This window comes from Nonomuraea sp. NPDC050691 (assembly GCF_040654455.1).
Classification (GTDB): Bacteria; Actinomycetota; Actinomycetes; order Streptosporangiales; family Streptosporangiaceae; genus Nonomuraea.
The window spans coordinates 1-26,404 of record NZ_JBFAIA010000050.1 but is presented as its reverse complement, the minus strand read 5'-3'; the positions used below and the strand labels follow the sequence as shown (position 1 = coordinate 26,404).

The 26,404-nt window shown below is 69.6% G+C and carries 22 protein-coding genes and 2 pseudogenes; 16 read left to right on the top strand and 8 right to left on the bottom strand.

Annotation, left to right across the window (positions count from 1 at the left end; translation table 11 throughout):
• Positions 1–5 precede the first annotated feature (5 nt).
• Both nth and AB0H81_RS20020 read left to right on the top strand, forming a co-directional pair.
• Positions 6–707: an endonuclease III gene (gene nth / locus AB0H81_RS20025; protein ID WP_358376338.1), complete on the top strand. Its 702-nt coding sequence runs from the start codon at positions 6–8 to the stop codon at positions 705–707.
• A 73-nt stretch (positions 708–780) separates the two neighbouring features.
• Entirely contained in the window at positions 781–1,419 is a 639-nt protein-coding gene (locus AB0H81_RS20020; protein ID WP_358376336.1) for a CoA pyrophosphatase, read from the top strand.
• 24 nt (positions 1,420–1,443) lie between these two features.
• On the opposite strand, the gene AB0H81_RS20015 is transcribed toward AB0H81_RS20020, so the two are convergent.
• Complete coding sequence (locus AB0H81_RS20015) at positions 1,444–1,962, bottom strand: HEAT repeat domain-containing protein (protein ID WP_358376334.1); 519 nt, start codon at positions 1,960–1,962, stop codon at positions 1,444–1,446.
• A gap of 81 nt (positions 1,963–2,043) precedes the next feature.
• Between AB0H81_RS20015 and AB0H81_RS20010 the strand changes: the two genes are divergently transcribed.
• The gene (locus AB0H81_RS20010) at positions 2,044–3,234 is read left to right on the top strand and encodes a MarP family serine protease (RefSeq protein WP_358376332.1); all 1,191 of its coding nucleotides are present in this window, start codon (positions 2,044–2,046) and stop codon (positions 3,232–3,234) included.
• Here AB0H81_RS20010 and AB0H81_RS20005 read toward each other — a convergent pair.
• The 4 genes from AB0H81_RS20005 to acs all read right to left on the bottom strand — a co-directional run bounded on the left by AB0H81_RS20005 (position 3,231) and on the right by acs (position 7,391).
• Positions 3,231–3,683, bottom strand: a complete 453-nt coding sequence (locus AB0H81_RS20005; protein ID WP_358376330.1) for a DUF309 domain-containing protein — start codon at positions 3,681–3,683, stop codon at positions 3,231–3,233. The genes AB0H81_RS20010 and AB0H81_RS20005 overlap by 4 nt on opposite strands.
• Positions 3,680–4,600 (bottom strand): alpha/beta hydrolase, encoded by a 921-nt coding sequence (locus AB0H81_RS20000; RefSeq protein WP_358376328.1) that lies wholly within the window; start codon positions 4,598–4,600, stop codon positions 3,680–3,682. Before AB0H81_RS20000 ends, AB0H81_RS20005 begins: the two co-directional genes overlap by 4 nt.
• The gene (locus AB0H81_RS19995; RefSeq protein WP_358376326.1) at positions 4,590–5,060 is read right to left on the bottom strand and encodes a phage holin family protein; all 471 of its coding nucleotides are present in this window, start codon (positions 5,058–5,060) and stop codon (positions 4,590–4,592) included. The genes AB0H81_RS20000 and AB0H81_RS19995 overlap by 11 nt, the downstream gene beginning before the upstream one ends.
• Positions 5,061–5,417: 357 nt before the next feature.
• Positions 5,418–7,391: an acetate--CoA ligase gene (acs, locus tag AB0H81_RS19990; RefSeq protein ID WP_358376324.1), complete on the bottom strand. Its 1,974-nt coding sequence runs from the start codon at positions 7,389–7,391 to the stop codon at positions 5,418–5,420.
• 294 nt (positions 7,392–7,685) lie between these two features.
• Here acs and AB0H81_RS19985 point away from each other — a divergent pair, with 294 nt between their 5' ends.
• From AB0H81_RS19985 to AB0H81_RS19945, 9 genes and pseudogenes are all read left to right on the top strand, one after another.
• Positions 7,686–8,498 carry an oxidoreductase gene (locus AB0H81_RS19985; RefSeq protein ID WP_358376323.1) on the top strand — a complete coding sequence of 271 codons (813 nt, stop codon included), beginning with the start codon at positions 7,686–7,688 and terminating at the stop codon, positions 8,496–8,498.
• Between the two features lie 1,203 nt (positions 8,499–9,701).
• A complete protein-coding gene (gene ssd, locus AB0H81_RS19980) occupies positions 9,702–10,742 on the top strand; it encodes a septum site-determining protein Ssd (protein ID WP_358376321.1) in 1,041 nt (346 codons plus the stop codon).
• A gap of 372 nt (positions 10,743–11,114) precedes the next feature.
• A complete protein-coding gene (locus AB0H81_RS19975; protein ID WP_358376319.1) occupies positions 11,115–12,269 on the top strand; it encodes a TadA family conjugal transfer-associated ATPase in 1,155 nt (384 codons plus the stop codon).
• A 402-nt stretch (positions 12,270–12,671) separates the two neighbouring features.
• Positions 12,672–12,794, top strand: a pseudogene (locus AB0H81_RS19970) (ABC transporter ATP-binding protein); the annotation flags it as partial.
• 116 nt (positions 12,795–12,910) lie between these two features.
• A complete protein-coding gene (locus AB0H81_RS19965; RefSeq protein WP_358376317.1) occupies positions 12,911–13,627 on the top strand; it encodes a type II secretion system F family protein in 717 nt (238 codons plus the stop codon).
• Positions 13,628–14,435: 808 nt separating this feature from the next.
• Positions 14,436–15,020: a type II secretion system F family protein gene (locus AB0H81_RS19960; protein WP_358376315.1), complete on the top strand. Its 585-nt coding sequence runs from the start codon at positions 14,436–14,438 to the stop codon at positions 15,018–15,020.
• A gap of 417 nt (positions 15,021–15,437) precedes the next feature.
• The gene (locus AB0H81_RS19955; protein WP_358376313.1) at positions 15,438–15,728 is read left to right on the top strand and encodes a DUF4244 domain-containing protein; all 291 of its coding nucleotides are present in this window, start codon (positions 15,438–15,440) and stop codon (positions 15,726–15,728) included.
• Positions 15,725–16,105, top strand: coding sequence for a TadE family type IV pilus minor pilin (locus AB0H81_RS19950; protein WP_358376312.1), 381 nt, complete (start codon positions 15,725–15,727; stop codon positions 16,103–16,105). The genes AB0H81_RS19955 and AB0H81_RS19950 overlap by 4 nt, the downstream gene beginning before the upstream one ends.
• A 285-nt stretch (positions 16,106–16,390) precedes the next feature.
• Positions 16,391–17,092: an Rv3654c family TadE-like protein gene (locus AB0H81_RS19945; RefSeq protein ID WP_358376310.1), complete on the top strand. Its 702-nt coding sequence runs from the start codon at positions 16,391–16,393 to the stop codon at positions 17,090–17,092.
• Positions 17,093–17,673: 581 nt separating this feature from the next.
• Here the strand turns inward: AB0H81_RS19945 and AB0H81_RS19940 are convergent.
• Positions 17,674–20,520, bottom strand: coding sequence for a DEAD/DEAH box helicase (locus AB0H81_RS19940; RefSeq protein ID WP_358376397.1), 2,847 nt, complete (start codon positions 20,518–20,520; stop codon positions 17,674–17,676).
• A gap of 357 nt (positions 20,521–20,877) precedes the next feature.
• Between AB0H81_RS19940 and AB0H81_RS19935 the strand changes: the two genes are divergently transcribed.
• Both AB0H81_RS19935 and AB0H81_RS19930 read left to right on the top strand, forming a co-directional pair.
• Positions 20,878–21,228, top strand: a complete 351-nt coding sequence (locus tag AB0H81_RS19935) for an STAS domain-containing protein (RefSeq protein ID WP_101786510.1) — start codon at positions 20,878–20,880, stop codon at positions 21,226–21,228.
• A gap of 2 nt (positions 21,229–21,230) precedes the next feature.
• The gene (locus AB0H81_RS19930) at positions 21,231–21,662 is read left to right on the top strand and encodes an ATP-binding protein (protein ID WP_310707317.1); all 432 of its coding nucleotides are present in this window, start codon (positions 21,231–21,233) and stop codon (positions 21,660–21,662) included.
• A 1,491-nt stretch (positions 21,663–23,153) separates the two neighbouring features.
• Here AB0H81_RS19930 and AB0H81_RS19925 read toward each other — a convergent pair.
• Entirely contained in the window at positions 23,154–23,939 is a 786-nt protein-coding gene (locus AB0H81_RS19925; protein WP_358376309.1) for a TetR/AcrR family transcriptional regulator, read from the bottom strand.
• Positions 23,940–24,022: 83 nt separating this feature from the next.
• Between AB0H81_RS19925 and AB0H81_RS19920 the strand changes: the two genes are divergently transcribed.
• The gene (locus tag AB0H81_RS19920; RefSeq protein ID WP_358376307.1) at positions 24,023–24,967 is read left to right on the top strand and encodes an ATP-binding cassette domain-containing protein; all 945 of its coding nucleotides are present in this window, start codon (positions 24,023–24,025) and stop codon (positions 24,965–24,967) included.
• On the top strand, positions 24,964–25,782 hold the full coding sequence (locus AB0H81_RS19915; RefSeq protein ID WP_358376305.1) for an ABC transporter permease: 819 nt from the start codon (positions 24,964–24,966) through the stop codon (positions 25,780–25,782). Before AB0H81_RS19920 ends, AB0H81_RS19915 begins: the two co-directional genes overlap by 4 nt.
• 180 nt (positions 25,783–25,962) lie before the next feature.
• Here AB0H81_RS19915 and AB0H81_RS19910 read toward each other — a convergent pair.
• Positions 25,963–26,187, bottom strand: a pseudogene (locus AB0H81_RS19910) (transposase); the annotation flags it as partial.
• Positions 26,188–26,404 lie beyond the last annotated feature (217 nt).

The following is a 26,404-nucleotide window of genomic DNA, read 5'->3' as shown; positions in this document are numbered from 1 at the left end:
GGGGAATGCCCCAAGAGTCAAGGCTCGCCCTCGTCCGTCGTGCCCGCAGGATGAATCGCATCCTTGCGGAAACCTACCCCGACGCACATTGCGAGCTCGACTTCGGTACCCCGCTCGAGCTGCTGGTCGCGACGATCCTGTCCGCTCAGTGCACGGACAAACGGGTGAACATGGTGACTCCCATCCTCTTTGCGAAGTATCCCACTGTGGAGGACTACGCCGCTGCCGACCCGTCCGAGATGGAAGAGATCATCCGCTCGACCGGGTTCTTCCGGGCCAAGACCAACAGCATCATCGGCATGGCCAAGGCCGTGGGCGAGCGCTACGGCGGCGAGGTGCCCGGCAAGCTGAAGGACCTGGTCACGCTGCCCGGCGTCGGCCGCAAGACCGCCAACGTCGTGCTCGGAAACGCCTTCGGCGTGCCCGGCCTGACCGTGGACACGCACTTCCAGCGGCTCGTGCGCCGCTTCGGCTGGACCGACGAGACCGATCCGGTCAAGATCGAGCACTTCGTGGGCGAGCTCATCCCCAAGCGGGAGTGGACGGTGTTCTCCCACCGGCTCATCTGGCACGGGCGCCGCATCTGCCACGCCCGCCGTCCGGCCTGCGGGGTGTGCCCGCTCGCCGCGCTCTGCCCCTCGTACGGCGCCGGCCCGACCGACGCGGCGCAGGCGGCCAAGCTCGTCCGCTCCGGCCCCTTCTCGTGACCGGCCCCCTCTCGTGACCGGCCCTTTCGACGGGACCGGGAAGCCCGGCGCGGGGCGGCGTGTTGGAGATGGCGTGATCGTGGTCCCCGACTGGCTCGACAGACTGGCCGCGCAGGCCGTACGGATCCCCGTCCCCGACGGGCTGCGCCCGCCCGAGCGGGGCGGTCGCCCGGCGGCGGTGCTGCTGCTCTTCGGCGAGGGCCCGCTCGGGCCCGACGTGCTGCTCATCCAGCGCAGCACCCGCGGGCGCAGGCACGCGGGTCAGCCGGCCTTCCCCGGCGGCGGAGTGGACCCCGGCGACGGAGGGCCGGTCGGCGCCGCCCTGCGCGAGGCGGCCGAGGAGACCGGCCTCGAACCGGCCGGCGTCACCGTGCTGTGCTCCATGCCCGAGCTGTACGTCTGGCGCAGCGACAACCGCGTCACCCCCGTCGTCGGCTGGTGGCACGAGCCCTCCGCGGTCCACGCGGCCTCCCCCGACGAGGTCGACTCCGTGGAGCGGGTACCGATCGCGGAGCTGGTCGATCCGGGCAACCGGTTCACGCTGCGGCATCCGCGTGGCTTCGCCGGGCCGGCGTTCCGGGTGCGCGGGATGCTCGTGTGGGGGTTCACCGCGATGGTGCTGGACGTGGTGCTGCGCGAGGCCGGGCTGGAGCGGCCGTGGGACCGCGACCGGGTGGAGCCCATGCCGCCCGACGTCCTCGCCCGCGGCTGACGCCCTGAGGGGTCTCCGGCGGTCTCAGACGTCCTCGCCCATCGCGAGGGCGACACCCAGGGCCGCCCAAGCCGCCACGTCCGCGTCGCCGTCCGCCGCGAGCGTGCGCAGCGCGTCCAGGCCCGCCTGGTCCGGCGGGTCGCCCAGCACGTGCTGGAGCGCGTACGCGGCGCCGTACCTCACCCTGGCGTCGGCGTGACCGGCGAGGGCGATCACCGACGGCAGCGCGCGCGGGTCGGCGAGGTGGCCGAAGGCGATGAGCGCCGAGTAGAGCAGCATCGGGTCGTCCTCGCTCGCCGCGAGGCGGCGCAGCACCGGAAGGGCCCGGTCGGCGAACGGCCGCAGCATGCCCATGACGTCGACGCCCAGCAGGCGCTCCTTGACCGTGCCCGCCTCACACAGTCGCCTGGCCTCGACGAACGACTCCAGGTCGGCCCGCTGCCACAACTCGGAGATCACGTGCCACCGCAGCGGCCCGTCGGGATCGGCGTCGGCGAGAGCCGTCTCGACCAGGCCGCGGACGGTTCCCTCCAACGGTGGCATAACGCTCAAGGTAGTCAGGAGGGGACGCTGTGCTCCGGCAAGACGTGCACACTTGACCCTATCGCTGGTTACCTTTGAAGCGTGCGCGGTGATCTGCTCGACCTCATCCTGATCGGCCTTGTGATCGCCTTCGGCGTGTCGGGTTACCGGCAGGGGTTCATCATCGGCGCCATGAGCTTCGTGGGTTTCGTCGGCGGAGCCGTACTGGGCGTGTTCATCGCGCCGCCCATCTCCAAGGCCGTGGTCGACGGCGACACCCCGCAGGCCCTGCTCGCGATCGTCATCGTGTTCCTGTCGGCGACGATCGGGCAGTTCGCCTCCTCGACGATCGGCGCCGTCGTGCGCAGCCACGTCACCTGGGAGCCGGCCAAGGTGGCCGACGCCGTCGGCGGCACGTTCGCCAGCGCCCTGTCGGTGCTCGTGATCGCCTGGCTGATCGGGTCGCTGGTCGTGTCCACGTCGTTCGCGCCGCTGGTCGAGCAGGTCAAGAGCTCCATGCTGCTGACCACCGTCGACGAGGCCATCCCGCAGGCCGCGCGCAACTGGCAGCAGCCGTTCAAGAAGTTCATCGACCGCTCGGAGTTCCCGCCGGTCTTCGACGCGATCGGCGCCGGCCAGATCATCGACGTCCCGCCCGCGCCGCGCAGCATCCTCAAGGGCGCCGGGCTCGACCGCGCCCAGCGGGCCATCGTCAAGGTCCAGGGCAACGCCGAGAGCTGCAACAAGCACATCGAGGGCACCGGCTTCGTCTACGCCAAGGACCGCATCATGACCAACGCGCACGTCGTGGCCGGCGTGACGCGCGACCTGACGGTCATCGACTCCACCAACCGGCGCCGCTCCGCCACCGTGGTGCGCTACAACCCGAAGCGCGACATCGCCATCCTGTACGTGCCCGGCCTGGGCCTGCCCCAGCTGCCTTTCGAGGGCGAGGCCGGCAAGGGCGACAACGCCATCATCGCCGGCTTCCCCAAGGGGCAGGGCTTCACCGCCGAGCCGGCCCGCATCCGCAGCCGCCTCGAAGCCGAGGGGCCCGACATCTACCGCGCCAGCAACGTCATCCGGCAGGTCTACGCGATCCGCGGCAAGGTGCTGCCCGGAAACTCCGGCGGGCCGCTGCTCACGGTCGACGGCAAGGTGTACGGCGTGATCTTCGCCGCGGCCGTCAGCCAGGAGGACACCGGCTACGTTCTGACCGCGACCGAGGTCAGGTCCGACGCCGACCAGGGCCGTAACGACACCACGCCCGCCGGCACCCAGGAGTGCGACTAGGAGCTCTCCACGGGCAGGCCGTTCAGGATCAGCGTGATCGCCTGCTCCGGGTCGGTGTCGGGGCCCAGGGCCGAGGCGCTGCGGCCCACCGCGTCGTACGGCTCGCCGTACGCCTGCACGCGGGCCGCGCCCCGGTCGAACAACGTCAGGGCGCCGCGCCCGTTGCCGCGCTGGAGGTGCGTCAGGCCGACGCAGATCTGCGCCAGCCCCTGCCACAGCTCCCGCTCCGGCTCGGGCGCGCACTTCCAGCGGCCCTCGAACACCTCGTGCGCGTTGAACGGCAGGCCCTCGCGCAGGAAGCGGCGGCCGTCGGCCAGCGCCTGCTCGGTCGTGGGCGCGTAGTCGTCGGGCACGCGCGGCATGCCGGGCGCGCCGTACGGCAGCGGCCTGCCGTAGGCGTCGCGCGGCCTGGCGCTGCGCGGCCGGCCCTCGGGATCGCGATCTCTCATCGGTCGGGCTCCGGGTCCGACAGCCAGCCCAGCAGCTCGGCGTCGAACAGGTCGGGGGTCTCCTCGTGCGGGAAGTGGCCGGCGCCTTCGAGCAGCTTCCACCGGTAGGGGGCGGCCACGTAGCGGCTCGACCCCTGGGCGGTGCGCGGAAGGAGGCAGGTGTCGAGCGCGCCGTGGAGCTGGAGGGTCGGCGCCTCGATCTCGGTGCGCATCACCCGGGCGTAGCGCCGCCCGTCGGGACGCAGCTGGGAGCGGCCGAACCACCGGTGGTACTCCAGTGCGCAGTGGGCGACCGTGGGGATGCCGAACGCCTCCCGGTAGACGCCGGCCGTCTCGGGGTCGGGCCAGCCCGGCCCGGACCACTCGTCGAGCAGCCTGCCGACCATGGCCGCGCCCTTGCGGGTCAGCCGGTGCTCCGGCAGGAACGGCAGCTGGAAGCTGAGCCGGTGGCTGCTGGCCCGGAGCTGGCCGAACGGGTCGGTGAGCAGGGCGCCGCGCAGCCGTACGGGATGGGGGGCGGAGACCGTCACCAGGCGGCGCACGCACTTGGCGTCGAGCACGGCCATCGTCCAGGCGAGCAGTCCGCCCCAGTCGTGGCCGACCACGATCGCGCCCGTCTCGCCCAGCGCCCGGATCAGGCCCGTCGCGTCGGCCGCCAGCGTCGGCAGGTCGTAACCGCGCGGCGGCTTGTCGCTGCCGCCGTAGCCGCGCAGGTCCACCGCGACCGCCCGGTAGCCCGCCTCCGGGAGCGAGCGCAACTGGCGCCGCCACGTCCACCAGAACTGCGGGAACCCGTGCAGCAGCAGCACCAGAGGCCCGTCTCCCGCCTCCACGACGTGGAAGCGGGTGCCGCCCGCGTGAACCTGCCGGTGCTTCCAGGGGCCGTCGATGTGGACGGCCGACTCGTCAGGTGCCATCGCGGCCCACCGGCTCCCGGTGCAGCCCGACCTGGCCGGCCGACGGCCCCGTGGTGGCCGCGAGGCCGGCCTCCGCCTCCTCGGGCGAGGCGATCTCCTTGAGTCCCTTGATCGAACGGGCGGTGCGCTTCATCCCGGCCAGCCCCTTGAGCCGGCGGACGCCGATGAAGACCAGCAATGCCGCGACCAGCAGGTAGAACACGGTCACGATGAGGAAGGACAGCCAGTCGGGCAGCCAGTGCGACAGCGCGTACGCGATCGTGAACGAGGCGAGGATCAGGCACAGGTGCGCCATGAACGCGGCGGCGGCGAACAACCCGCCGGCCGTGCCGACCCGCTTGGCGTCGAACCTGAACTCGGCCTTGGCCAGCTCGATCTCGGAACGGACCAGGGTCGAGATGTGATTGCTCGCCTGGGCGACCAGCGAGCCCAGGGATTCTTCCTCGGGAGTCTGCGGCATGAACGTCTCCTATCGAGGCCTGGTGGCCGTGTCAAACATCATCCAGCGCTTTGCCCCGGTTGCGGCCCCGTACGCGATGCTTGTGGGTCCGTACGAGGAGCGCCGCTTGCGTACCTGCTTGCGGTACCTGTGCGAGGCGGCTTCGCCGAAACGGTGCCGCCGGCCGGGAGGGCCCGCTGGTGACGGTTCTTACCCCATCGGAGACGATAACGCCGCGGACGGGGGGCCAGCTCGGCCGGGGCGGTGCCGGGGACGGGACTTGACCGAGGCGTGCCGGGAGCCGCTGGTGGCGGGACACGGCGAGGGCCGCCGATCTCGCGAAATTTCGTGATCAGCGGCCCTTTGGGGTGGTTTCGGTTAGTCCTCGGCCTTGGCGCTGGGCAGCTTCTCGGAGATGAGGTTCATCACCGTGCTGTCGGCCAGCGTGGTGACGTCGCCGATGCTGCGGTTCTCGGCCACGTCACGCAGCAGGCGCCGCATGATCTTGCCGGACCGGGTCTTCGGCAGCTCGGGCACCACCAGGATCTGACGCGGCTTGGCGATCGGGCCGAGCGTCTTGGCCACGTGGTTGCGCAGTTCGGCGGCGATGTCGTCGCTCTCCTCCGCGCCGCCCCGCAGGATCACGAACGACACGATGGCCTGCCCCGTCACCGGATCGGTCGCGCCCACCACGGCAGCCTCGGCCACCTTCGGGTGGCTGACCAGCGCGCTCTCCACCTCGGTGGTGGAGATGTTGTGGCCGGAGATCAGCATGACGTCGTCGACCCGGCCGAGCAGCCACAGGTCGCCGTCCTCGTCCTTCTTCGCGCCGTCGCCGGGGAAGTACATGCCCTCGAACCGGCTCCAGTACGTGTCGATGTAGCGCTGGTCGTCGCCCCAGATCGTGCGCAGCATCGACGGCCACGGCTCACGCACCACGAGGAACCCGCCGCCGCCGTTCGGGACGCTGTTGCCCTGGTCGTCCACCACGTCCGCGACGACGCCCGGCAGCGGGCGCATCGCGGCGCCCGGCTTGCCGTGGGTCACGCCGGGAAGCGGGCTGATCATGATGGCGCCGGTCTCGGTCTGCCACCACGTGTCGACCACCGGGCAACGGTCGTGTCCGATGTGCTCGCGGTACCAGACGTACGCCTCGGGGTTGATCGGCTCCCCGACGGAGCCGAGGATCCGCAGGCTGGACATGTCGAACTTGGCGGGGATGTCGTCCCCCCACTTCATGAACGTCCGGATCGCCGTCGGAGCGGTGTAGAGCAGCGTGACCTTGTACTTCTGGACGATCTCCCAGAACCGGCCCCGGTGCGGGGTGTCGGGGGTGCCCTCGTAGATCACGCTGGTGGCGCCGTTGGCCAGCGGGCCGTACACGATGTAGGAGTGCCCGGTGACCCAGCCGATGTCGGCGGTGCACCAGTAGATGTCGCTCTCGCGCTTGAGGTCGAACACCGCATCGTGCGTCCAGGCGGTCTGCGTCAGGTATCCGCCCGTGGTGTGCAGGATGCCCTTCGGCTTACCGGTCGTGCCGCTGGTGTAGAGGATGTAGAGCGGGTGCTCGGAGTCGTGCGCCTCCGGGGCGTGCTGGTCGCTCTGCCGGTCCACCACGTCGTGCCACCACACGTCGCGCTCGTTGACGGCGACCTCCTGGCCCGTGCGGCGTACGACCAGGACGTGCTCCACCTGCGGGCACTCGGCGACGGCCTCGTCCACGGTCGGCTTCAGCGCGCTCGGCGCGCCACGGCGGTAGCCGCCGTCGGAGGTGATGACCAGCTTGGCGTCGGCGTCGTCGATGCGGCTCTTCAGCGCCGTGGCGGAGAAGCCGCCGAACACCACCGAGTGGACCGCGCCGATCCGCGCGCACGCGAGCATCGCGATCGGCAGCTCGGGGATCATCGGCATGTAGATCGCCACCCGGTCGCCCTTGCCCACGCCCAGCTCCAGCAGCGCGTTGGCGGCCTTGGAGACCTCCCGCTGCAGGTCGGCGTAGGTCAGGACACGGGTGTCGCCCTCGGGCTCGCCCTCCCAGTAGTAGGCGACCTTGTCGCCGCGGCCCTCCTCCACGTGGCGGTCCACGCAGTTGTAGGCGACGTTCAGCTCACCGCCGATGAACCACTTGGCGAACGGCGGGTTCCACTCCAGCGTGGTGTCCCAGCGCTTGGCCCAGGTCAGCCTGTCGGCGGCGCCCTCCCAGAAGGCAAGGCGGTCGGCGGCGGCCTCGCCGTACGCGGCCTCGGTCACGTTCGCGGCGGCCGCCAGGTCGGCTGGGGGCGCGAACCGGCGGTTCTCCTGCAGGAGGTTCGACAGCGCCTGGGGCTCGGTGCCAGGGGTCTCCGGGGCCACCTCGTGCTCCTTCTATGGCCAGGTTGTTAGGTCGTGTCCCACTTCACCAGCTCACGGGGTGCGCACACAAGAGGTCTAGACAGGTCTGTACCAAGAGGCGTAGACCGGGGCGTGATTATCGGAAATGCATGGCAAAAGCTATTGAAACGTTGCCACTTCGAAATGGAACAAAGCTGGAACGAGCCAAAATGGCGGAGCTTTATGGGCCCCCTCCGCCGGGCCGTGCAGTCCGGCGCCGTATTCCAGGGGGTTGGCCCGTGGACCAGGTAGTACTCACGGGTAAGGTCGGGTTCCGTGAGTGACCCACTGGCCGTCATAGCGCGGCTCCCCGGCGTCCCCGAGGCGGTGGAGGAGGCCCGGCGGGCCGTCGACCTGCTGTACCGGCACCGCGTCCTGCGCCGTGCCAGTCCGACGGTGTCCGCGGAGTCGTCGCTGCGCGGCGCGCGGGCCTCGGCGGCCATCGAGGGCGTGGACGTGCCGCTCGACGTGCTGCGCCGGGACCAGGCGCACGACCCGGTCGTGCAGGGGGCGCTGCGCGCGTCGGCCGAGCTGGGGCGGCTCGGCCCGACCTGGCGGAAGGCGCCGCGGCAGGTCCTGGCCCGGCTGCACACGGTGGCCGCCGCCGGCCTGGCCGACGCCGCCGGCCTGGGCCGGCCACGCACCGAGGCCCCCGACTCCCCGCGTACAGGGCGGGCGGCCGATGAGCCGGGCGATCCGCTCGGCCTCGGCCCCGCTCCGGACGCCAAGGACACCGGCGCCCGGATGGAGGGCCTGTTCGAGCTGCTGGCGACGCCCACGAAGGCGCCCGCGATCGTCCTGGCGGCCGTGGTGCACGCCGAACTGGCCGTGCTGCGCCCGTTCGGCACGGCGGACGGCGTGGTGGCGCGCGCCGCGGAGCGGCTGACGCTGGTGGAGTACGGCCTGGACCCGAAGTCGCTGGCGGCCGTCGAGGTGGGGCACCTGGAGCTGCCGTACGGGGAGGGGCTGCGCGCCTACCTGACGGGGACGAGCGAAGGGGTGGCGCAATGGGTACGACAGTGTGCCTCCGCGGTGACCCTTGGCGTACGGGAGGCGACCGCGATCTGCGAGGCGCTCCAGCGCGGCTGACGCGGTGCGTGACCGTGGGAATCGCGTGCGTATTCGGCGGTCGCGATCTTGGTGAGCCCGCTGGGCGGCCGGCGATGACCCGCCCGTGTACGCCCTGTGATGCCGGCCCGCAAGAGATCGCCGGCCTGCACGCCCGCACTCACTGACCGTGACCTGCATCATTGACCGTGACCTGCGCGACTGACCGTTGCCTGCACGGTGACTGTGGCCCGCGCATGTGACCTTGGCCCGCGCGAGTCGCCCTTGGCCCCCGCGAGTGACCGGGAGATGGTTGCGAGGTACCGGCCGCCCGATCGGCCCTCCCCTGTCCTCGGCGGCGGCCATCGACTGGCCTGCACCGGCGTGGAACATAGCGGACGGCGTCTCAGGAATGAGACGCCGTCTGCCGGTACGTCACGCTGGGTTACCAAGCGTGCACCTCTATTCGTCGGATCGGGTCAAGCCCGTCTCGACGCGCCTCCCGCGGCTGGTCGCGCGTGGGTGCCCAGATGACGCACCCGGACAAGTGGTCCGTGTCACCTTTGTACGTCGGATCCGCCCTGATGGGAACCCCTTGGAACAAGAGCTTTGCCAAGTCCGTGAAGCCCCTTCCGAGGGAGCGATCATACCTGCCGGTTACCAATCCGTGACGATCACGTAGAGTGATCGTCTTTATGTGATCGTTATGCTGGATGGAAAAAAACTTGGCGAAAATGCGAGATTGCTCCTCGACGTAACTCGCGTTGATCGGGCAGCATACGGAGGTATCGCAGAAACTGGAGTGAGTGTGCACGGGATTGCTTTGCGAGTCCCTTGCCATGCTCCGGTCATGTGATGAAAGCTTTCTTCTGAAACGGGACCGGCTCTACCCCCCCGGAGCCGGACCGATCAGGCGACCCCCGCTCTCCCCCCCGGCGGGGGTCGCCCCTTTTCCCGACGCCCACCCCCATCCCGGGGGTACGCCTGCCCGGCAAGCGCCCACCCCCTTGTGACCGGTCGCCTGGGTCTGACGGGTCGCCCGCGCGCTGACGGCCAGTAGCCGACAACCAGCCTCCCTGCTAGTCCCGCGCCCGCGCTCGCCTGGCGTCATCCGTCGGCGCCTGACTCCTGCGTTATCCACAGGCGGCATCCCCTCAACGCCACCATCCACAGAACCGCGTTCGCCCCCCACCACCCACCACCCCTCCCCGCCAGGGTGGACCTCCCGACCCCAGGGAGGCCCCGATGCACCGCCCACTGGTCATCACCGAGGACCGCGACCTCCTCGACGACCTCGTCCGCATAGCCGCCGCGGCCGGCGCGCAACTGGACGTCGCCCATGCCCCCGCCCACGCCCGTCCGCTCTGGAACCCCGCACCGCTGGTGATCGTGGGAGACGACCTGGCCGACGCGGTGGCCGCCGCCTCGCCACCCGCCAGAGATCGCGTGCTGCTGGTCGTCCAGGAACCCGGCGACCCGGACAACTGGCGCAAGTGTGTAGCGGTGGGCGCCCAGGCGGTCGTCGCCCTGCCTGCGGGCGAGCGCCGCCTGGTGGAGGAGCTCGCCGACGCCATGGAACCGGAGCCGCGCGCCGGAAGCGTCCTGTGCGTGATCGGTGGCCGGGGAGGCGCGGGGGCGAGCCTCCTGGCCTCCTGCCTGGCGCTCAGAGCTTCCCAGGAAAGGCTGCGCACGCTTCTGGTCGACGCCGACCCCCTGGGCGGCGGCATAGACGCCCTGATCGGCCATGAGGAGGCGCGAGGCGCCCGGTGGGCCGACCTCGTGGCACGGGAAGGCCGGGTGAGCTCGACGGCGCTTCAGGCGGCGCTTCCGGCGTTCGGAGAGCTCAGCGTGCTCTCCTTCCCCCGCGACGAGGTACGGCGCATCCCGGCCCAGGCGATGCGCTCCGTCCTCGAAGCCGGCCACCGAGGCTTCGACCTCGTCGTCGTGGACCTGCCCCGCCACGTGGACCAGGCAGCCGCCGAGGCCCTGGCCAGGGCGAGCGCCACCCTCTTAGTGGTCACGGCAGATGTCAGAGGTGTCCTCGCCGCCGCCCGGGTGCTTGAGGAGACCGCGCACCACACCGCCGACGTCCGCGCCGTGGTCCGCCCAGGAGTGCTGGAGGACGAGGTCATCACCACCTCGCTCCACATCCCCGTCGCGGGCCGCCTCCCCGACCAGCCCCGCCTCACCGCCACTCTCAACCACGGCGAGCTCCCGAAACTCGGCCCACGCACGCCCTTGGGCGCCGCGTGCGCCTCCCTCCTCCACAAGCTCCTCCCCGCGTGAGCCACGCACCTGACACCGCGACCCGTACGCCCATCTCTCCCACGCCTCCTTCCCGCATGATCCACACGCGCGGCACAGCGCGGCAGGGCCCAGTCGGAGCCGGAGGCGCAGAGCCACAGCGCGAAGAGGCGAAGCGCAAAGCACAGAGCCGTAACGCACGTACACAAGATCACAACACACGAGCACCAGTCCCAGCTCCCAGCGCACGAGCCTGGGGCGCACCAGCACGAAGGCGCACGAGCACGCAGGCGTACCAGCGCAGAGACGCACGACCCCAGAACGCCAGATCACGACCCCAGAACAGAACAGTTCACCACCCCAGAACAGAACAGAAGAGATGTACATCTCAGTCAGAAAGGAACCCCCGGACCGATGACCGTTTCCCCTGACCTCGTAGAAGCCGTGCGGGTGCGCCTGGCGAGGGCAGGCGTCGAGCCCAGCGCCGCCCAGGTCGCCGTGGCGCTCCGGGCGGAGAGGTCCGTGTACGGCGACGCCGAGATCCTGGCGGTGGCCCGGGCGCTCTGCGCCGACCTCATCGGCGCCGGCCCGCTGGAGCCCCTGCTGGCCGAGCCAGACGTCACCGACGTCCTCGTCAACGGCCCGAGGGAGGTATGGGTCGACGCGGGCCATGGGCTGCGCCGTACCTCGGTCGCCTTCACCGACGACGGCGCCGTGCGCCGGCTGGCCCAGCGCCTGGCCGCCGCGGCGGGCCGACGACTCGACGACGCCTCTCCGTACGTGGACGCCCGGCTCGCCGGGGGCGTCCGCCTGCACGCCGTCCTGCCGCCGGTGGCTCCCGGCGGCACCTGCCTGTCACTGCGCCTGCCGCCCAAGCGCACGTTCACGCTGGCGGACCTCGTCGAGGCGGGCACCGTACCGCTCGCTGCCGTCCCCGTGCTGACGTCGATGGTGTCGGGGAGGCTCGCGTTCCTGGTGACGGGCGGCACCGGCACGGGCAAGACCACCCTGCTCTCGGCCCTGCTGTCGCTGGCCGACCCGCGCGAGCGCCTGCTCCTGGTGGAGGACTCGGCCGAGTTGCGCCCTCTGCACCCGCATGTCGTACGTCTGGAGTCCCGTCCCGCCAACCTGGAGGGAGCGGGAGGGGTGGGGCTACGCGATCTCGTACGGCAGGCGCTGCGCATGCGCCCGGACAGGGTCGTGGTGGGCGAGGTTCGAGGCGCGGAGATGGTCGACCTGCTGGCGGCGCTCAACACGGGCCACGAGGGCGGCTGCGGCACACTTCACGCCAACGCGGCGGCGGACGTGCCGCCACGGCTGGAGGCGCTCGGCTGCGCCGCCGGGCTCACGAGAGAGGCCGTCCACAGCCAGCTCGCCGCGGCGCTCGACGTCGTGGTGCACCTGACGCGCGGACGCACGGACGGCCGCCGCCGGGTGGCGGAAATCTGCCTCCTGACCCGCACGCCCACAGGCTTCGTGGAGGCCGTCCCAGCCCTGAGTTTCGATCGGCACGGCCGCTCCCACTTCGGCCCCGGCTACGACGCCCTGGCAGCAAGAACACCACCGTGACCGAGGCCACTCCCACCTGGCGCCCACAAGTGCCAGCCGCCCACGTCGCAGGCCGACAACCGTCACCCACCCCTACCCCCGTGATTCCACACCCCTCGCACGGAGTCGCGCCGCATCGCCACAGGTACGGACAGGCGTGCGCCGGTGCATGCCTCCGCCAGTGGCATGCACGAGGACGGAGAACCCAGCCGACGCGTCCAGGCACACCGCACGCCGACCATGCCGGACGCCGGCTGGCCAGGGCACACGTCCAGCACGCCTGGCCCTGCGGCACCTCGGACCCATTGGCTGAGGGTGCACGTTCGGCATACCGGGAACGTCCGGCACGCCAGACCATCTGCTGGCCAGGTGCATGCAGGGCACGTCGAGTACGTCGAGTACGTGAGGCACATCGAGCTTGCCATGCACCACCTGTGGGTCTTCTACCGGACGCTGCGCGGCGAGGTGCGGGCGCTCGACGGGGTGTCGTTCGCCGTGGCCGACGGCGAAATCCTCGGCCTGGCCGGCGAGTCCGGGTGCGGCAGACGGCGTGAGGCCCCCGACGCGATCCCCAGAACCGCGAAGCAGCCGGCGAATCAATCCCAGAAGCCCCCAAGGACGTCCCTTGAACGAGACATCCGGCAGGAAGGAAGAGGCACCCGATGATGGCTCTTACAGCCGCGATGTGCGCGACCATCGCCGTCTGGCTGTGGACGGGTCCTGAGGCCGCCGCGACCCGGCTGCGTCGTATGGTCTCGCCGACCTCGCCTGGGCGCCTGTTCCTGTGGCAGTCCGTACGACGGCTGGCGACGCGCCCGAGCCCGGCCCGGCGCGCCGACGCCTGGCGCCGGGCCACGATCGAACTGTGCCAGTCCCTGACCGCCGAGCTCACAGCAGGCCGTACCCCGGGCGAGGCCCTGACCAGAGCCCTCGAAGCCGTGGACTTCCCCGACGCGGACGCACTGCGGCCCGTCGTCGCAGCGGCCCGAGACGGCGGAGACGTGGCGAGCGCCCTCACCTCAGCTGCGCCGGCCATAGGAGGCGAGGGACTGCGCCGCTTGGCCGCGTGCTGGGAGGTCAGCGTGACGGCGGGAGCCGGTCTGGCAGCGCTGGTTGACCGGGTCGGAAGCACGTTACGCACCGCCCAGGCTCACAGGCAGGACGTCGCCGCCCAACTCGCCGGCCCCCGCACCACCGCGAGGATGCTCGCCGCTCTGCCGGCCCTTGGCATCCTCATGGCCGCGGGCCTGGACATGCAGCCGTTGGATTTCCTGTTCGGCAGCGTTCCCGGCCTGGCCTGCCTCGTGGCCGGCATCACCCTGGACGTCTGCGGCCTGTGGTGGACCCACCGCATGGCCGTACGAGCTCAAGCGTCATGACCAGGGCGGTCCGTACCAGTAGACGAGCCGACGTCCCTCCCTCATCAACATTGATGAGCACCAGCCAGAGGAATACACACCCGTCTACATACCTGAGCCCCGCGGCAACCACAGACCCCCGGCGTCAGCCCGACTCCACCTGTGCTGATGGATGTAGCTCAGCCTCACCACCGCACCGGCGACGTACTTGCCGCCATGACGCCACACCACCATCTACATAACCCGCCCCATGGCGCCCGCGAACTATGCACTCCATGTCTGCGGACTATGTACTCCAACCGTGTGCGACGCGGACCCCAACATCCACACCGCGACCAACGCGTCGCGAACACCAGCACCCTGAGAGAAGCGCCACTGAGGTAGCGACGTGAACCTGAGCCCTCACCGGCCACATGAACAATCTCGCAGCGACTCCAAGACCATCCCTGTCCAAAGAACGCGGACTCACGCAGCGAGGCGAACACGCCAGCACCCGTACACCCACGACTGCCCATCAACACCCGCTCCGACCGAATCGGACCTGCGAATGCTGCCCCTCCTATCCGCTCTGTGCGTCGGCCTGGCCGTGTGGCTGTACATCTCCCCAACGACCCCCGCTGAGCGGCTGGCCCAACTACGCCCATCACCCGGAACCGCTCCCGAAGCCGACAAGCCAGCGCCGCAGAAAGCGACCCTGACTCCCCACAAAAGGAACGATGCGCCCCAAAGGCTCAACACGGATTCGCTCTACCCCGAAGATCCGTTACCCCTTCCCGATTGGTTGGCTACACCCTCCGGCCCCACTTCACGACATCCAGACCGCCGCGCCGTGATCATCAGCCTGGCCGCAGGCGTCATGACCGCCCTCATGATCGGCGGCGCCCCAGGAGTCGCAGCCGGCCTGCTGGCCATCCCTGTAGTCGGCGTCGCGTTGCACCGCAGACAGGACCCCGCGACCCGACGCGCTCACGAGCAGATCATCGCCGATCTGCCGTTCGCCGCAGACCTGATGGCCGCCTGCCTCATCGGTGGCCGCCCCGTCGGCGCGGCCACCGAGATCGCCGCCAACGCGGTGGCAGGCCCACTCGGTCAACGCCTCACCTGGGTCAGTACACAACTCCGGCTCGGCGCCGACCCCGAGCCGACCTGGGCCCACCTCGCGAGGGACCCGTCAACGGGTCAGCTGGCCCGAGCCATGACCCGGGCCGCCGCGAGCGGCGCCCCCGTCGCGGACGTCCTCATGCGCGTGGCGGACGACGCTCGCGAGGCCGCCCGGGCCACCTCGGTCGCCGCTGCCCGAAGCGTCGGCGTCAAAGCGGTGGCGCCTCTCGGCCTGTGCTTCCTCCCAGCATTCGTCCTGCTCGGCATCATCCCGGTTGTGGCCGGCCTGGCATCCACGATCGTTCTCCCCTGACCCGGGCGCCGGCCGTCGCGACACTGGGGCGTCGCCTCACCGGACATGGGCACCGTGCGTCCGCGTCAGTCATGTCGATCGTGTCAGTCCGCCCCGATACCCACGTGTCGGCTGTCGGGCGCTTGCCAGTCACATGGGGACACGGTCACTCCACCAGACATCTGTATTGCGCACATGCCGCAGGCCCACACACTCTCCCGCAGTCCCGCAGTGAGTCCCGCAGTCCCGCAGTCCCGCAGCGCGTAAGGCCTCCCATCATGCCTTCCACCTCGGAGACTTCGGCACAGATATCCACAGCCAAATCCCCTTCGCTTCCCCCATCCACAGAACGCCATTCGGCGGATCGCCCACCCACCCATCCCCGCGACGCTTGGACCGCAACGCCGGGCCCACCCCGGCACCGAGCCACCTGGAGGCATGATGTGCGACCCCATCACCCCGCGAGAGACCTTCGCTCCGGTCCCCGAGGAGCCGACGACCGCCTCTCAAATGGCCGCCGAAGGGCGCCGCCGTGCGAGGCGCCGGCTCGCCGCGTGGGCGCACTACGCGGTGGCCAACCGCGATCGGGGCATGTCCACAGCCGAGTACGCCGTCGGCACCATCGCCGCCTGTGCCTTCGCGGCGCTGCTGTTCAAGGTGGTCAGCAGCCCTGAGGTGCAGGAGATGCTCTCGTCGCTCATCGACCGCGCGCTCAAGACGGGCACGTGACCCTGCCCCAATCGTCTGCCGCGCGGCGATTCACGCGATCGAGGTCCAGGGGGTCGGTAACCGCCGAGACGGCGGCAGTCCTACCCGCTCTGATGGTCGTGCTGGCCGCAGCGCTTTGGGCGATCCAGGCCGTGGAAACGCAGCTGGAGTGCGTGGACGCGGCCCGTGTGGGAGCGCGGGCAGCCGCTCGAGGGGAGCCTGTGGACGAAGTGCGCGAGGTGGTCCGCTCGGCGACCCGGCCGGATGCCCGCGTGGAGGTGATCCGAGGTCCGGAGCGTACGCACGTGAAGGTCGCAGTGGACGTACGGCCTGCTTGGGGTGCGGCCTTCCCGCCAGTACAGGTGTCGGCCACCGCCTCCGCGGTCACCGAAAACTGAAGAGGACGAGCCTCGGCGCGGTGGTGGCGGCCCACCTAAAAACCGGCGCCAATACCACCTACAAAGGGCGAAACTCGCCTACAAGCAGCGGAGACAGACGAGAACCGGCGGGGAACTCGCCAACAACTATCGATCACCGCAGCCACCACCGCTCCAACTCCCAATCCAGCCCTTCACGCCACCACACCGAGAACAACAAGCACCTCATCCACCCGAGTGCTGCTGAGAGTGATCAACACAGCCCGACAAGCCACAACAGTGAAGCCCGACAAGCCACAACAGTGAATGGTTGGTCAGTGCGGGTCTGAAGCTGAGAGCCGCACCGTCGACGCATGGGAGTCAAGGGGCGCGGTGTCGATGCGTGGAAGACAAGAGACACGGTGTGGACGCATGGGAGTCAAGAAACGCACCGCCAACACATGGAAGACAGCCAACACATGGAAGACAAAGGCGCAGTGCCGACGCATGGGAGAAAGGCGTGATGTGTCCCCCCTAGATCAGCGAATCGGTGGACGAGACCGAGGCTCGGCGACCTTGTGGGGTGTCGCGCTCATGGGGATCCTGATGTCGGTCGCCATGGCGTTCGCCGCTGCGGCGTCCGCACGAGTTGCCCGCCATAGGGTGAACGCCGCTGCGGATCTGAGCGCCCTGGCCGCGGCCGAGCTGGTGATCGCGGACCCCGGCGAGGCGTGCCGGCGGGCGGCCGTCGTGGCCGCGGAGAACGGCGCAAAGCTAATCAAATGCCAGATGAACGATGAGACAGCCGATGTATGGACATCCCTGACGGCTCGACTGCCATTCGTGGGGCAACGTTCGTTGACGGGCCGCTCGCGCGCCGGTCCGGGCCGTCAGGAGCAACCTATCGATCATGCAGAGTCGCCAAGCGTGCTGGATCGTCCTAGATCGCCGGACGAAGCGGACGATCCCTCAATGACGCGAGACCGACCAACCATGGACGAGGTCCCTGAGCCATGGGCGCACCGGTGAAAGTGTCCAGGCCCTCGCGATCGTGGTTCATGCCTCGCGACCGTGGGTCAAGGCCCTCGCGATCGTGGTTCATGCCGCGCGACCGTGGTCCAGGTCCTCACGACCGTGGTCCAGGTCCTCACGACCGTGGGGGTGAACCGCCGACCATCCAACCCGACACGAGCAGCGATCCTCAGCAAACCATCCGAGCCGGCCTGGGCAGAGGCCGACTACTGACAAGCCCGCCTTCTCTGTCCGAAGATCGGCCTCCGGCCGCCCGCCTCAACTTGAGCAGTGCTCGACCATCGCCACCGGCTTCAACCTGAGCAGCGATCCACCACGCGCCAAGGCCGCTATTCCAAGCGGTCACCGCTCACTCAGCATCCACAGGAATGGTTCCCCGACCATTCACGCCAAGCGACCTCAAGCCACGTCAAGCCTGAGGAAGCCCGACCAGCGATAACCCATGCCCAACCCCTGCGGAGGTCGCCCACAGACTGGTCCGCCTCAGCGCGAGTGGTGACCGCGCCCCACCAACGATCATCCCATAGGCGACCCTGCGCCGCTCGCAATCCTGCACCGCACTCAAGCCGGCCCGGCACTCAACCCAATTCGGCGCCCAGGAGGGTGTTCAGGAGGCGGATGGCGCCGCGCTTGTCCAGTGGTTCGTTGCCGTTGCCGCACTTGGGGGACTGGATGCAGGAAGGACAACCGCGTTCGCACTCGCAGGAGGCGATGGCCTCGCGCGTTGCCGTCAACCAGTCGGCCGCGCGGGCGTACCCGCGCTCGGCAAAGCCTGCCCCTCCCTCATGTCCGTCGTACACGAACACAGTGAGCAAGCCCGTGTCGGCGTGCAACTCGGTGGAGACGCCACCGATGTCCCAGCGGTCGCAGGTGGCGAAGAGGGGCAGCAGGCCGATGGAGGCGTGCTCGGCGGCGTGGGCGGCGCCGCCGAGGTCGATACCGTCCTCGGCGAGCGGTACGAGTTCCGAGGCGGGAAGCGTCCACCAGACGGCCCGGGTGCGGAGCGTACGTGGCGGGAGGTCGAGGGGCTCGTCGCCGAGCGTCTCACCCGACTGGAGACGTCGTTTGAGGTACGAGACGACCTGGCGGGTCACCTCGACCTCGCCGAAATGCAGCTGGCCGCGCCCCAGAGCTTGTGAGCGGAGGGAGGACAGCACGGAGATGTCAGTGACATCCCGGGCGAACGTCGCATAGTCCGGCTCGCTGCTACTGACCAGCGCGACCCCGGCTTCCAGATCGAGTTGTTCGACCAGAAAGGTCTCGCCTTGGTGCAGATACACAGCGCCCGTGTGGACCGTCGTGTGCGCCGACGGTTCGTCGACGCTGCCCAGGAGCCGGCCGGTGGACGCCTCGACCACCTGAATCGGAGCGCCGCCCGCGCCTCTGATGTCGGCGAGGTCGGTGGCCCTCTCGCGCCGGGTCCAGAACCAGCCTGTGGGACGCCGCCGCAGCAGGCCCTGGGCCGCCAGGTCGTCGAGAAGTTCCGGTGCCGTGGGGCCGAAGATGGTCAGGTCGTCCTCGGTCAGCGGGATCTCCGCGGCCGCCGCGCACAGGTGCGGACCGAGAACGTACGGGTTGTCCGGGTCGAGCACGATGGCCTCGACGGGCCGGCCGAACAGCGCCTCCGGGTGGTGAACCAGGTAAGTGTCGAGCGGGTCGTCCCGGGCGATGAGGACGGCCAGCGCGTCCTGCCCGTCGCGACCGGCTCGGCCGGCCTGCTGCCAGAGGGAGGCGCGGGTGCCGGGCCACCCGGCGATCAGCACGGCGTCCAGCCCGGAGACGTCGACGCCCAGCTCGAGGGCGTTCGTCGTGGCCAGACCCATGAGAGAGCCAGAACGGAGCGCCTTCTCCAACTCCCGGCGATCCTCGGCGAGGTAACCGGCCCGGTAGGCGGCGACTCTGCCCGGAAGATCCGCCACGTCGGCGTCAACGCCGGGCGACGCGCCAGGCAGCGTGCCGGACGACACCCGAGGGGGCCCTGAGGCGGTGGATCCTTCCGCTGAACCGAGGGCGCCCGCCGGGTAGGAGAGGCCCTTCACATCTGGTGCGGGGGAATGGTGTCCCCCCGCGGTTGTCGAGCTGCCAGTGGATGCGCCGACCGCCGTCGAGCTGGCCGCCGTCGAGCCGGCTGCCGTCGAGCCAGCTGCCGTCGAGTTGGCCGTGGGCGGATTGGCTGATGTCGAACTGCGTGCGGAGGAGGCGTCCTTGGATGAGTCAGCCGCAGACGGACTGGCCGCAGACGAAGTCAGGGCGGACGAACTGGGTGCAGGCGAATTGGGTGCAGGCGAACTGGGCGCGGGTGAACTGGGTGCAGGCGAACCGGGTGCGGACGAGCTTGGCGCGGATGAGCTGGCCGCGGTCGGGCCGTCCGTCGAGGGATCGGTTGAGGAACCAGTCGAGGAACCAGTCGAGGAATCGGTCGAGGAATCGGTCGAGGAACCAGTCGAGGGGTCGGTCGAGGGATCGGTCGTGGACGACAGCGGGGCGAAGTCATCCTCTGGGGATCGCTGGTCCGGTAGCTCGTTCAGGTGCACATGAGGGTTCAGGAGGTTCTGGTGGTCATGGAGTTGTGGTGGGGTGGCTGCTCGGTGGCCGTGGGAGCCGGCGGGGCGAAGGCCGTGGCGCCCGGTGGAGAGGGAGAAGGCGACGTCGGCGAGCTTGGCGCGGGCCGACAGCGCGACCGTCTCGGCGCCGCGGCGCGAGCGGACGAAGGCGAGCGTGCGGATGTCGGCCAGCACCAGGTCCGCCAGCAGGTCGGCGGCCTCGGCTGTCGCCGTGCGGCGCACCGGGGCGCCGCCCTCGCCGCGCAGCTCCGTCAGGGGCGGCTCCCACAGGGCGAACGTGGTCGCGCCCTTGGGCGAGGCGTCCACGGTCACCTCGTCCATCTCCAGCCCCGTCAGCCGCCGGGCGAACGCCCCGGGTTCGCTGGCCGTCGCCGAGGCCAGCAGGAACACCGGACGAGAGCCGTACCGCGTGCTGACCCGGCGGAGGCGGCGCAGGATCTGGGCCACGTGCGAGCCGAACACTCCCCGGTAGCCGTGGCACTCGTCCACCACGACGAGGCTCAGCCGGCGGAAGAACGACGACCACTGCGAGTGCCGGGGAAGGATGCTCCGGTGCAGCATGTCGGGGTTCGTCAGGACATAGTTGGCGTGCTGGCGTACCCACGTTCGTTCCTCGAACGGCGTGTCACCGTCGAACGTCGCCGCCCGGACCTGCGCGATGCGCAGCTCGCGCAGCCCGCGGAGCTGGTCGGCGGCCAGCGCCTTGGTCGGCGTCAGATAGAGAACGGTGCCGCCGTCGAGACAGGAGGCCACCGCAGGAGTCAGGTACGCCAACGACTTGCCCGAGGCTGTGCCCGTGGAAATGATCACGTTTCGGCCACGATGGGCCAGGTCGGCGGCTTCGTGCTGATGGGGCCACATGCCGGTGATGCCACGGTTCGCCAAGCGCGTAACCAAGACTTCCGGCGCCCATTTCGGCCATCCCGCTTGACCGGCTTGACGTGCTGGAACATGCTCCACATGGGTGACACGCTCGTGACGTGCGGGAACGCCGAGCAGGTGCCGCAGGAGTGGACCTGGCCGGTGTGGGGAGGAAGCGGTGGAAGTCACTGTTTCCAGTCTGCATCCGTGGGCAAAGTCGTCGGGAATCGTGATTTCGTGTAGACACAAGCGAGACGCATGGTTGAATGCCGCGCGTCAGGGTCGGTCGGCCAGGGGCTATGCTCCGGACGACCAGGCTCATAAGGGTACTTTCGCAGGCGAGGCGCTGGAGGATCTGTGGATCTGAAGTTGGATCACCGCACCGAAGACGGACTCACCATCGTCGAGGTCGAGGGTGAGATCGATGTCTACACTGCGCCGAGATTGCGTGAGCTCCTCATCGATCTGGTGAACAAGGGTAACTTCCACCTTCTCGTCAACATGGAGAAGGTTGACTTCCTGGACTCGACCGGCCTTGGTGTGCTGGTCGGGGGGCTCAAGCGGGTTCGGGCGCACGACGGCTCGCTGGAGCTGGTCTGCACGCAGGAGCGTATCCTCAAGATCTTCCGGATCACCGGTCTGACGAAGGTCTTCGGGATCTACGCTTCCGTCGACGAAGCCAAGGAAGCTCACGGCAAAGACAAGTAGTCATGGCCACTGTCGAGCTGACGTTCAGTGCACTCCCCGCGCACGTGCGGACCGCCCGGCTGGTAGCCACGGCGATCGCCCGGCGCACCGGCGTGGAGGAGTCGCTGCTGGACGAGGTCAGGCTCGCCGTGGGTGAAGCATGCTCTCGGGCGGTGGAGGCCCACCGCGCCCACTGCCCGGGCGAGCCCATCCGCATCGAGCTGCGTGACGACTCCGGACGGTTCGAGGTAACAGTAAGCGACCAGGCCCCCAGCGACGAGATCAAGCCGGAGCAACCCCTGGACCTGGGGATGCTCTCCGACTCGTTCACGACGGGTTTCGGCATCGCGGTCATCGCGGGCCTGGCAGACGATGTCGAGGTATTTCCCAGTCCCAAGGGCATGCGCATCCGCATGAGCTGGCCTGCCGCCCCCAACGGCCGCCTTCCCGTGTAGATCCCCGTAGATCCCTTTCTGGTGCTTCACATGACGGCGTGATGCTTGGTGTTTCGCGTGGGCACCGATTGTGCGGTGCCCACGCGATCGCCTTTCCCGCAATGTGGCGTGGCAGCCGGCCTGCCGGGCACGTCTCGCCACCTGCGGCGCGGTCATCCAAGCCTGCGACGCGCTTGCGTGGCCGTCCGAGCCTGCAGCGCTTGCGCGGCCGTCCGAGCTTGCAGCGCTTGCGCCGCCATCCGAGCTTGCGGTACGTGGTCATCCGAGCCAGGCGGTGTTTGCATTAGATCGTCGGCCTGTCGTCCTTGAACGTCTGGCGGCCGGCGAGGGCGTGAGTGGGTTTCGCGCTTGCTGGAGTTCGGGCGCGGGCGGATTTCCGCCGTGCGCGAGGTTCCCATGCCTGGACGGGGTGCCGCCGTGCGCGAGGTCTCGCAGAGTCTGGGCGGGGTGCCGCCGTGCGCGAGGTCCCAGGGCCTGGCCGGGCGCCGCCGTGCGCGAGGTTCCCCTGCGTGGTTGGATTTCAGCCATGCCCCAGGTTCTTGGGCACGGGTGGACTTGCCCTGGCGCGAGGTTCTGGGCGCGGGCGGGCTCGGGTGTGTACGGCCTTCGGGCGTACGTGGGGTTGCGCGCTCCCACGCTCCCATCCCGTCCGTCCAGCACACCACCTAAGGGTGGGATTCGTTGGTGTGCGCATGAGAGGCCCTTGCTCACTTTTGCTCTATAGGCGACGTATGGGCAGCATGGACGTGGTTGCGGGCTGACAGGACTTTTTGGTGGGTGTGGGGGCGTAGGGAGCGCTTGTGGGCTTGGCATCAAGGTCCCAGCTGGGGCCTACGTAGGTGGGCCGACGCTGGCGTGTGGGTGTGTGTGGACGGGACTCTGCTAGCTCTGTGACTGGCCCGTCTCATGACGAGCCAGCTTTCAGGCACAGCACGATGGGCCCCACCCGCCGACCAGGGCTGGTCCAGGGGCACGCTCCTCGGACACCGCGGGAACGGAGGAGTTGACCTCCTAGGGCGGGATGACGATCACGTTCCGGTTTTGTCCGGTACGGCGCGTGGAGGGGTGCGTTGTAAGAGAAGAGATGGACTTGCCCGGCTGGTGGACACGTCAGGGCTTGCGACTACGGGGCGGCATAGTCGAGGGGCTGACGCCCTGACATGTTCTGTGCCGCGCTCCCGGCAGAGATGGCGTAGGCGGTTGATCGTAGGGCGGCCCGCGCGGGGGCGCCCCTGGTGCTGGCGGCCGGTCTGGGTGAACGCGACGATGAGCTGGCATATGCCGTAGGCGGCCGCCATGATCTCGGCGCTGAACGCCACGGTGCCTCCGCCTCTGATGGCGTCGGGCACGAGGGTGGCCGGGTCTGCCGAGCGCGGCGGATGCAGGTCGACCTCGACCTGAAGCGGCTGGGACACGGAAACCGGACGATTGCCGGCGTGCAGTGCGGGCGTATCGCCTGGCATCGCTCTTGACGCCCTCTCGGATGGTCGACTACGAGCCTGCCCCCGGCCCGTCCTGTTCTTCCCGCCCTCCTTGGTGCGCCGACATCGGAGACTCGGCCGTTGACGGGAGGGCTGTGGCGATGCAGTCGAGGACGCGCTTCAGCCCGTGCCGGAACTGGTCCTCGCGGCTCAGGTGCGGCTGGCGCGCCTCCATCACGATCTTGGTGAAGATCGGGTACTCCCCGCTCTTCACCAGCCGGTCGACGTACGGGTAGCTCCGCTTCATCCACTCTGACTCGCTGAGCCCGCTGCGGCGGAATTCCTCGGCCGAGCTGATCTCCTCGCGGACAGTGCCTTCGACGTGGCCGTTCAGCATGGCCACGAGGCCGAGGTTCTCGTCGATGGGGACGAAGACGTCGAGCACTCCCATCAGCCGTTCGACCAAGAGCAGTTGGTTGGGGCCGAAGCTGGGGAGTGACCGCTGCACGGCGGCGATCCAAGGGTGCCTCAGCCACATGGCCCGCAGCCCTTCGGCGTAGCGGGTCAGGTCGGCGCGCCAGTCGCCCGAGGGCATGTCCGTGACGTCGATCTCGCCCATCACCTGGTCGGCCATGAGCTCAATCAGGTTGTCGCGGCTTGGGACGTACCGGTAGAGGGACATCGCGCCGGCGCCGATCTCGGCGGCGATCCGCCGCATGGTGGCGGACTCCAGTCCCTCGGCGTCGGCGATCCGGATCGCCGCCTCGGTGATCTGCGCGCGACTGTAGGTGGGCTTCGGCCCGTAGGCCGGGCGTTCGGGCCGCATCCAGATGTTCACGTACTCGGCGTCGGTCACCGCTTCACTCCCTTGGTTGCGTACATAGTACCCAGTCGCTTACTCTTCCCGAGACCGCGTACAACGTACTCAATGGAGTGGTCATGACGGATCCGATCGTGGTCGCCGAGGGGCTGCACAAGTCCTTCCGCGACACCCACGCCCTGCGGGGCCTGAACTTGAGCGTCCCGCCGGGAACGGTCTGCGGCGTGCTGGGGCCGAACGGCGCGGGGAAGACGACCGCTGTGCGCATCCTGGCGACCTTGTCCGATCCCGACGCCGGGCACGCCCGCATCGCCGGATACGACGTCGTCCGCGACGCCGGCGAGGTGCGGGCCAGGATCGGGCTCGCGGGCCAGTACGCCGCCGTGGACGAGAAGCTCACCGGCCGTGGCAACCTGCGCATGTTCGGTCGTCTCTACCACCTGTCCCGGCGCCAGGCGCACCAGCGGGCCGACGAGCTCCTCGAACGCTTCGGCCTGATGGACGCCGCCGATCGCCCGGTCATCGGCTACTCCGGCGGCATGCGCCGCCGACTCGATCTGATCACCTGCCTCATCCTGCGCCCCGACGTGCTCTTCCTGGACGAGCCCACCACCGGCCTGGACCCGCGCAGCCGCGGCGAGATCTGGGACAGCATCCGCGAGCTGGTGACGGACGGCACCACGGTCCTGCTCACCACTCAGTACCTGGACGAGGCCGACCGCCTGGCCGACGCCATCGCCGTCATCGACCACGGGCAGGTGATCGCCACCGGCACGCCCGACGAGCTGAAGGCCACGATCGGCGACCGCCTCGACGTCACCCTCGAAGACCCCGCCGCGCTGCCTGCGGCGGCGACCGTCCTGAACACCCTGGCCGGCACCGAACCCACGACGACCGACGCCGACCGGCTCAGCGTCGCCCTGCCTGCCACCGGCCTCCGGCTCGCCGACATCGTGCGCGAGCTCGACCACGCTGGAGTCGCCGCCGCCGATGTGAGCCTGCGCCGCCCCACCCTCGACGAGGTGTTCCTGCGCCTCACCAACCGCATGGAGCCTGTCCGATGACCGCCCTCACCTCACCACTGGGCCGCCTGCGCTGGACACTCACCGACGGCCTGACCCTGGTCGGCCGCGAACTGGGCCGGCTGCGGCAAGAGCCCGGACAGATCGTCGCTGCGCTGGTCTTCCCGGTCATCATGGTGGTGCTGTTCGGGTACGTCTTCGGCAGCGCGATCCAGGTGCCGAACGGCGGCGACTACCGCGAGTACCTCATGCCCGGCCTGTTCGCGATGGTGACCTTCTCCGCGTGGCTGGGGGTCATGACGCGGATGGCCACTGACGCCTCCCGCGGTGTGATGGACCGGTTCCGCTCCATGCCGATGGCGCGCTTGGCGGTGCCGTTCGGTCAGACCGGCGCCGACCTGCTGACCGGCCTGCTGATGCTGGCCATCATGGTGGGCGCGGGGCTGCTGGTGGGCTGGCAGCCGCACCGCGGCCTGATCCCCACGGCCCAGGCGTTCCTGCTGATGATCGTGCTGCGGTACGCACTGAGCTGGGTGGGCGTCTATGTGGGTCTGGCGGTGAAGAACGACCAGGTCGCCGACGCGATGGTGCCGTTGGGCCTGCCGTTCACGATGCTGTCCAACGCGTTCGTCCCGACCGACGGCATGCCGGGCTGGCTACGCTTCCTGGCCGACTGGAACCCGGTCAGCGCGCTCACCGCCGCCTCAAGGGAGCTGTTCGGCAACCCGGGTGCCCCGTCCGGAAACATGGCCTGGCCACTCACGCATCCGGTGACAGCCGTTCTGCTCTGGTCGGCCGCGCTGCTGGTGATCTTCGTCCCCCTGTCGCTCCGCGCCTATATGCGCAGAGGACGCTGAACCTCCAGGCGCTGTGTGTCGCTGCAGGTCAGGTTGCCGCCGAATGTGTCCGTGTTCGATGCTCGGCGCCCTGAACTGCGCCAACGCGGTTTCGAGAACTGGAAAGAGCTGCAGCTCTGTCCGGTCGGCATCCGGGCGCGGTGTCTTTCTGGCGTATTCCGGCCGTACCCCTTCGACAAAGGCCGCGTCGGGCTGGTCGAAGATGGTGCGCATCAACGTGGCGACGAACGGCTGGGCGGACTTGGGCACGACGGTGAGCAGGTCGCGCAGGTAGCGGGTGTGGCAGCGCTGCCAGGACGCGCCGGCCGAGGTGGCGCCGATGGCGGCGACGAGTCTGGTGCGGGCGTTGCAGATGACCAACTGCGGCAGGCCGCGGGCGAGAAGGCTGCGCAGGAACGCCAGCCAGCCCGCGCCATCCTCGGCATCGCGTCGCTCCCGAGACCGGATCGGCTCACGAGGCAGGATCTCCTCCGGAGTTGGCCTCCGGAGTTGGACTGCCTTACCGAATTGCATCGCTCAGGCAAGATTGAGGCTTTTCCAACCTGATCGCGCAGGTCAGCAGGGGCGGCGCTGGGACCGGTTGGCATGAGAAGAGGCTCCCGGTAAGACAGCAGTCGACCAA

What these genes read in the sequence shown, in the direction of transcription:
- AB0H81_RS19975 (WP_358376319.1), top strand. Translation starts at nt 11,115, where the DNA reads ATGACCGTTTCCCCTGACCTCGTAGAAGCCGTGCGGGTGCGCCTGGCG.
- AB0H81_RS19965 (WP_358376317.1), top strand. Translation starts at nt 12,911, where the DNA reads ATGATGGCTCTTACAGCCGCGATGTGCGCGACCATCGCCGTCTGGCTG.
- AB0H81_RS19955 (WP_358376313.1), top strand. Translation starts at nt 15,438, where the DNA reads ATGATGTGCGACCCCATCACCCCGCGAGAGACCTTCGCTCCGGTCCCC.
- AB0H81_RS19930 (WP_310707317.1), top strand. Translation starts at nt 21,231, where the DNA reads ATGGCCACTGTCGAGCTGACGTTCAGTGCACTCCCCGCGCACGTGCGG.
- ssd (WP_358376321.1), top strand. Translation starts at nt 9,702, where the DNA reads ATGCACCGCCCACTGGTCATCACCGAGGACCGCGACCTCCTCGACGAC.
- AB0H81_RS19995 (WP_358376326.1), bottom strand. Translation starts at nt 5,060, where the DNA reads ATGCCGCAGACTCCCGAGGAAGAATCCCTGGGCTCGCTGGTCGCCCAG.
- AB0H81_RS19920 (WP_358376307.1), top strand. Translation starts at nt 24,023, where the DNA reads ATGACGGATCCGATCGTGGTCGCCGAGGGGCTGCACAAGTCCTTCCGC.
- AB0H81_RS19945 (WP_358376310.1), top strand. Translation starts at nt 16,391, where the DNA reads ATGGTTGGTCAGTGCGGGTCTGAAGCTGAGAGCCGCACCGTCGACGCA.
- nth (WP_358376338.1), top strand. Translation starts at nt 6, where the DNA reads ATGCCCCAAGAGTCAAGGCTCGCCCTCGTCCGTCGTGCCCGCAGGATG.
- AB0H81_RS19940 (WP_358376397.1), bottom strand. Translation starts at nt 20,520, where the DNA reads ATGTGGCCCCATCAGCACGAAGCCGCCGACCTGGCCCATCGTGGCCGA.
- AB0H81_RS20015 (WP_358376334.1), bottom strand. Translation starts at nt 1,962, where the DNA reads ATGCCACCGTTGGAGGGAACCGTCCGCGGCCTGGTCGAGACGGCTCTC.
- AB0H81_RS19915 (WP_358376305.1), top strand. Translation starts at nt 24,964, where the DNA reads ATGACCGCCCTCACCTCACCACTGGGCCGCCTGCGCTGGACACTCACC.
- AB0H81_RS20000 (WP_358376328.1), bottom strand. Translation starts at nt 4,600, where the DNA reads ATGGCACCTGACGAGTCGGCCGTCCACATCGACGGCCCCTGGAAGCAC.
- AB0H81_RS20005 (WP_358376330.1), bottom strand. Translation starts at nt 3,683, where the DNA reads ATGAGAGATCGCGATCCCGAGGGCCGGCCGCGCAGCGCCAGGCCGCGC.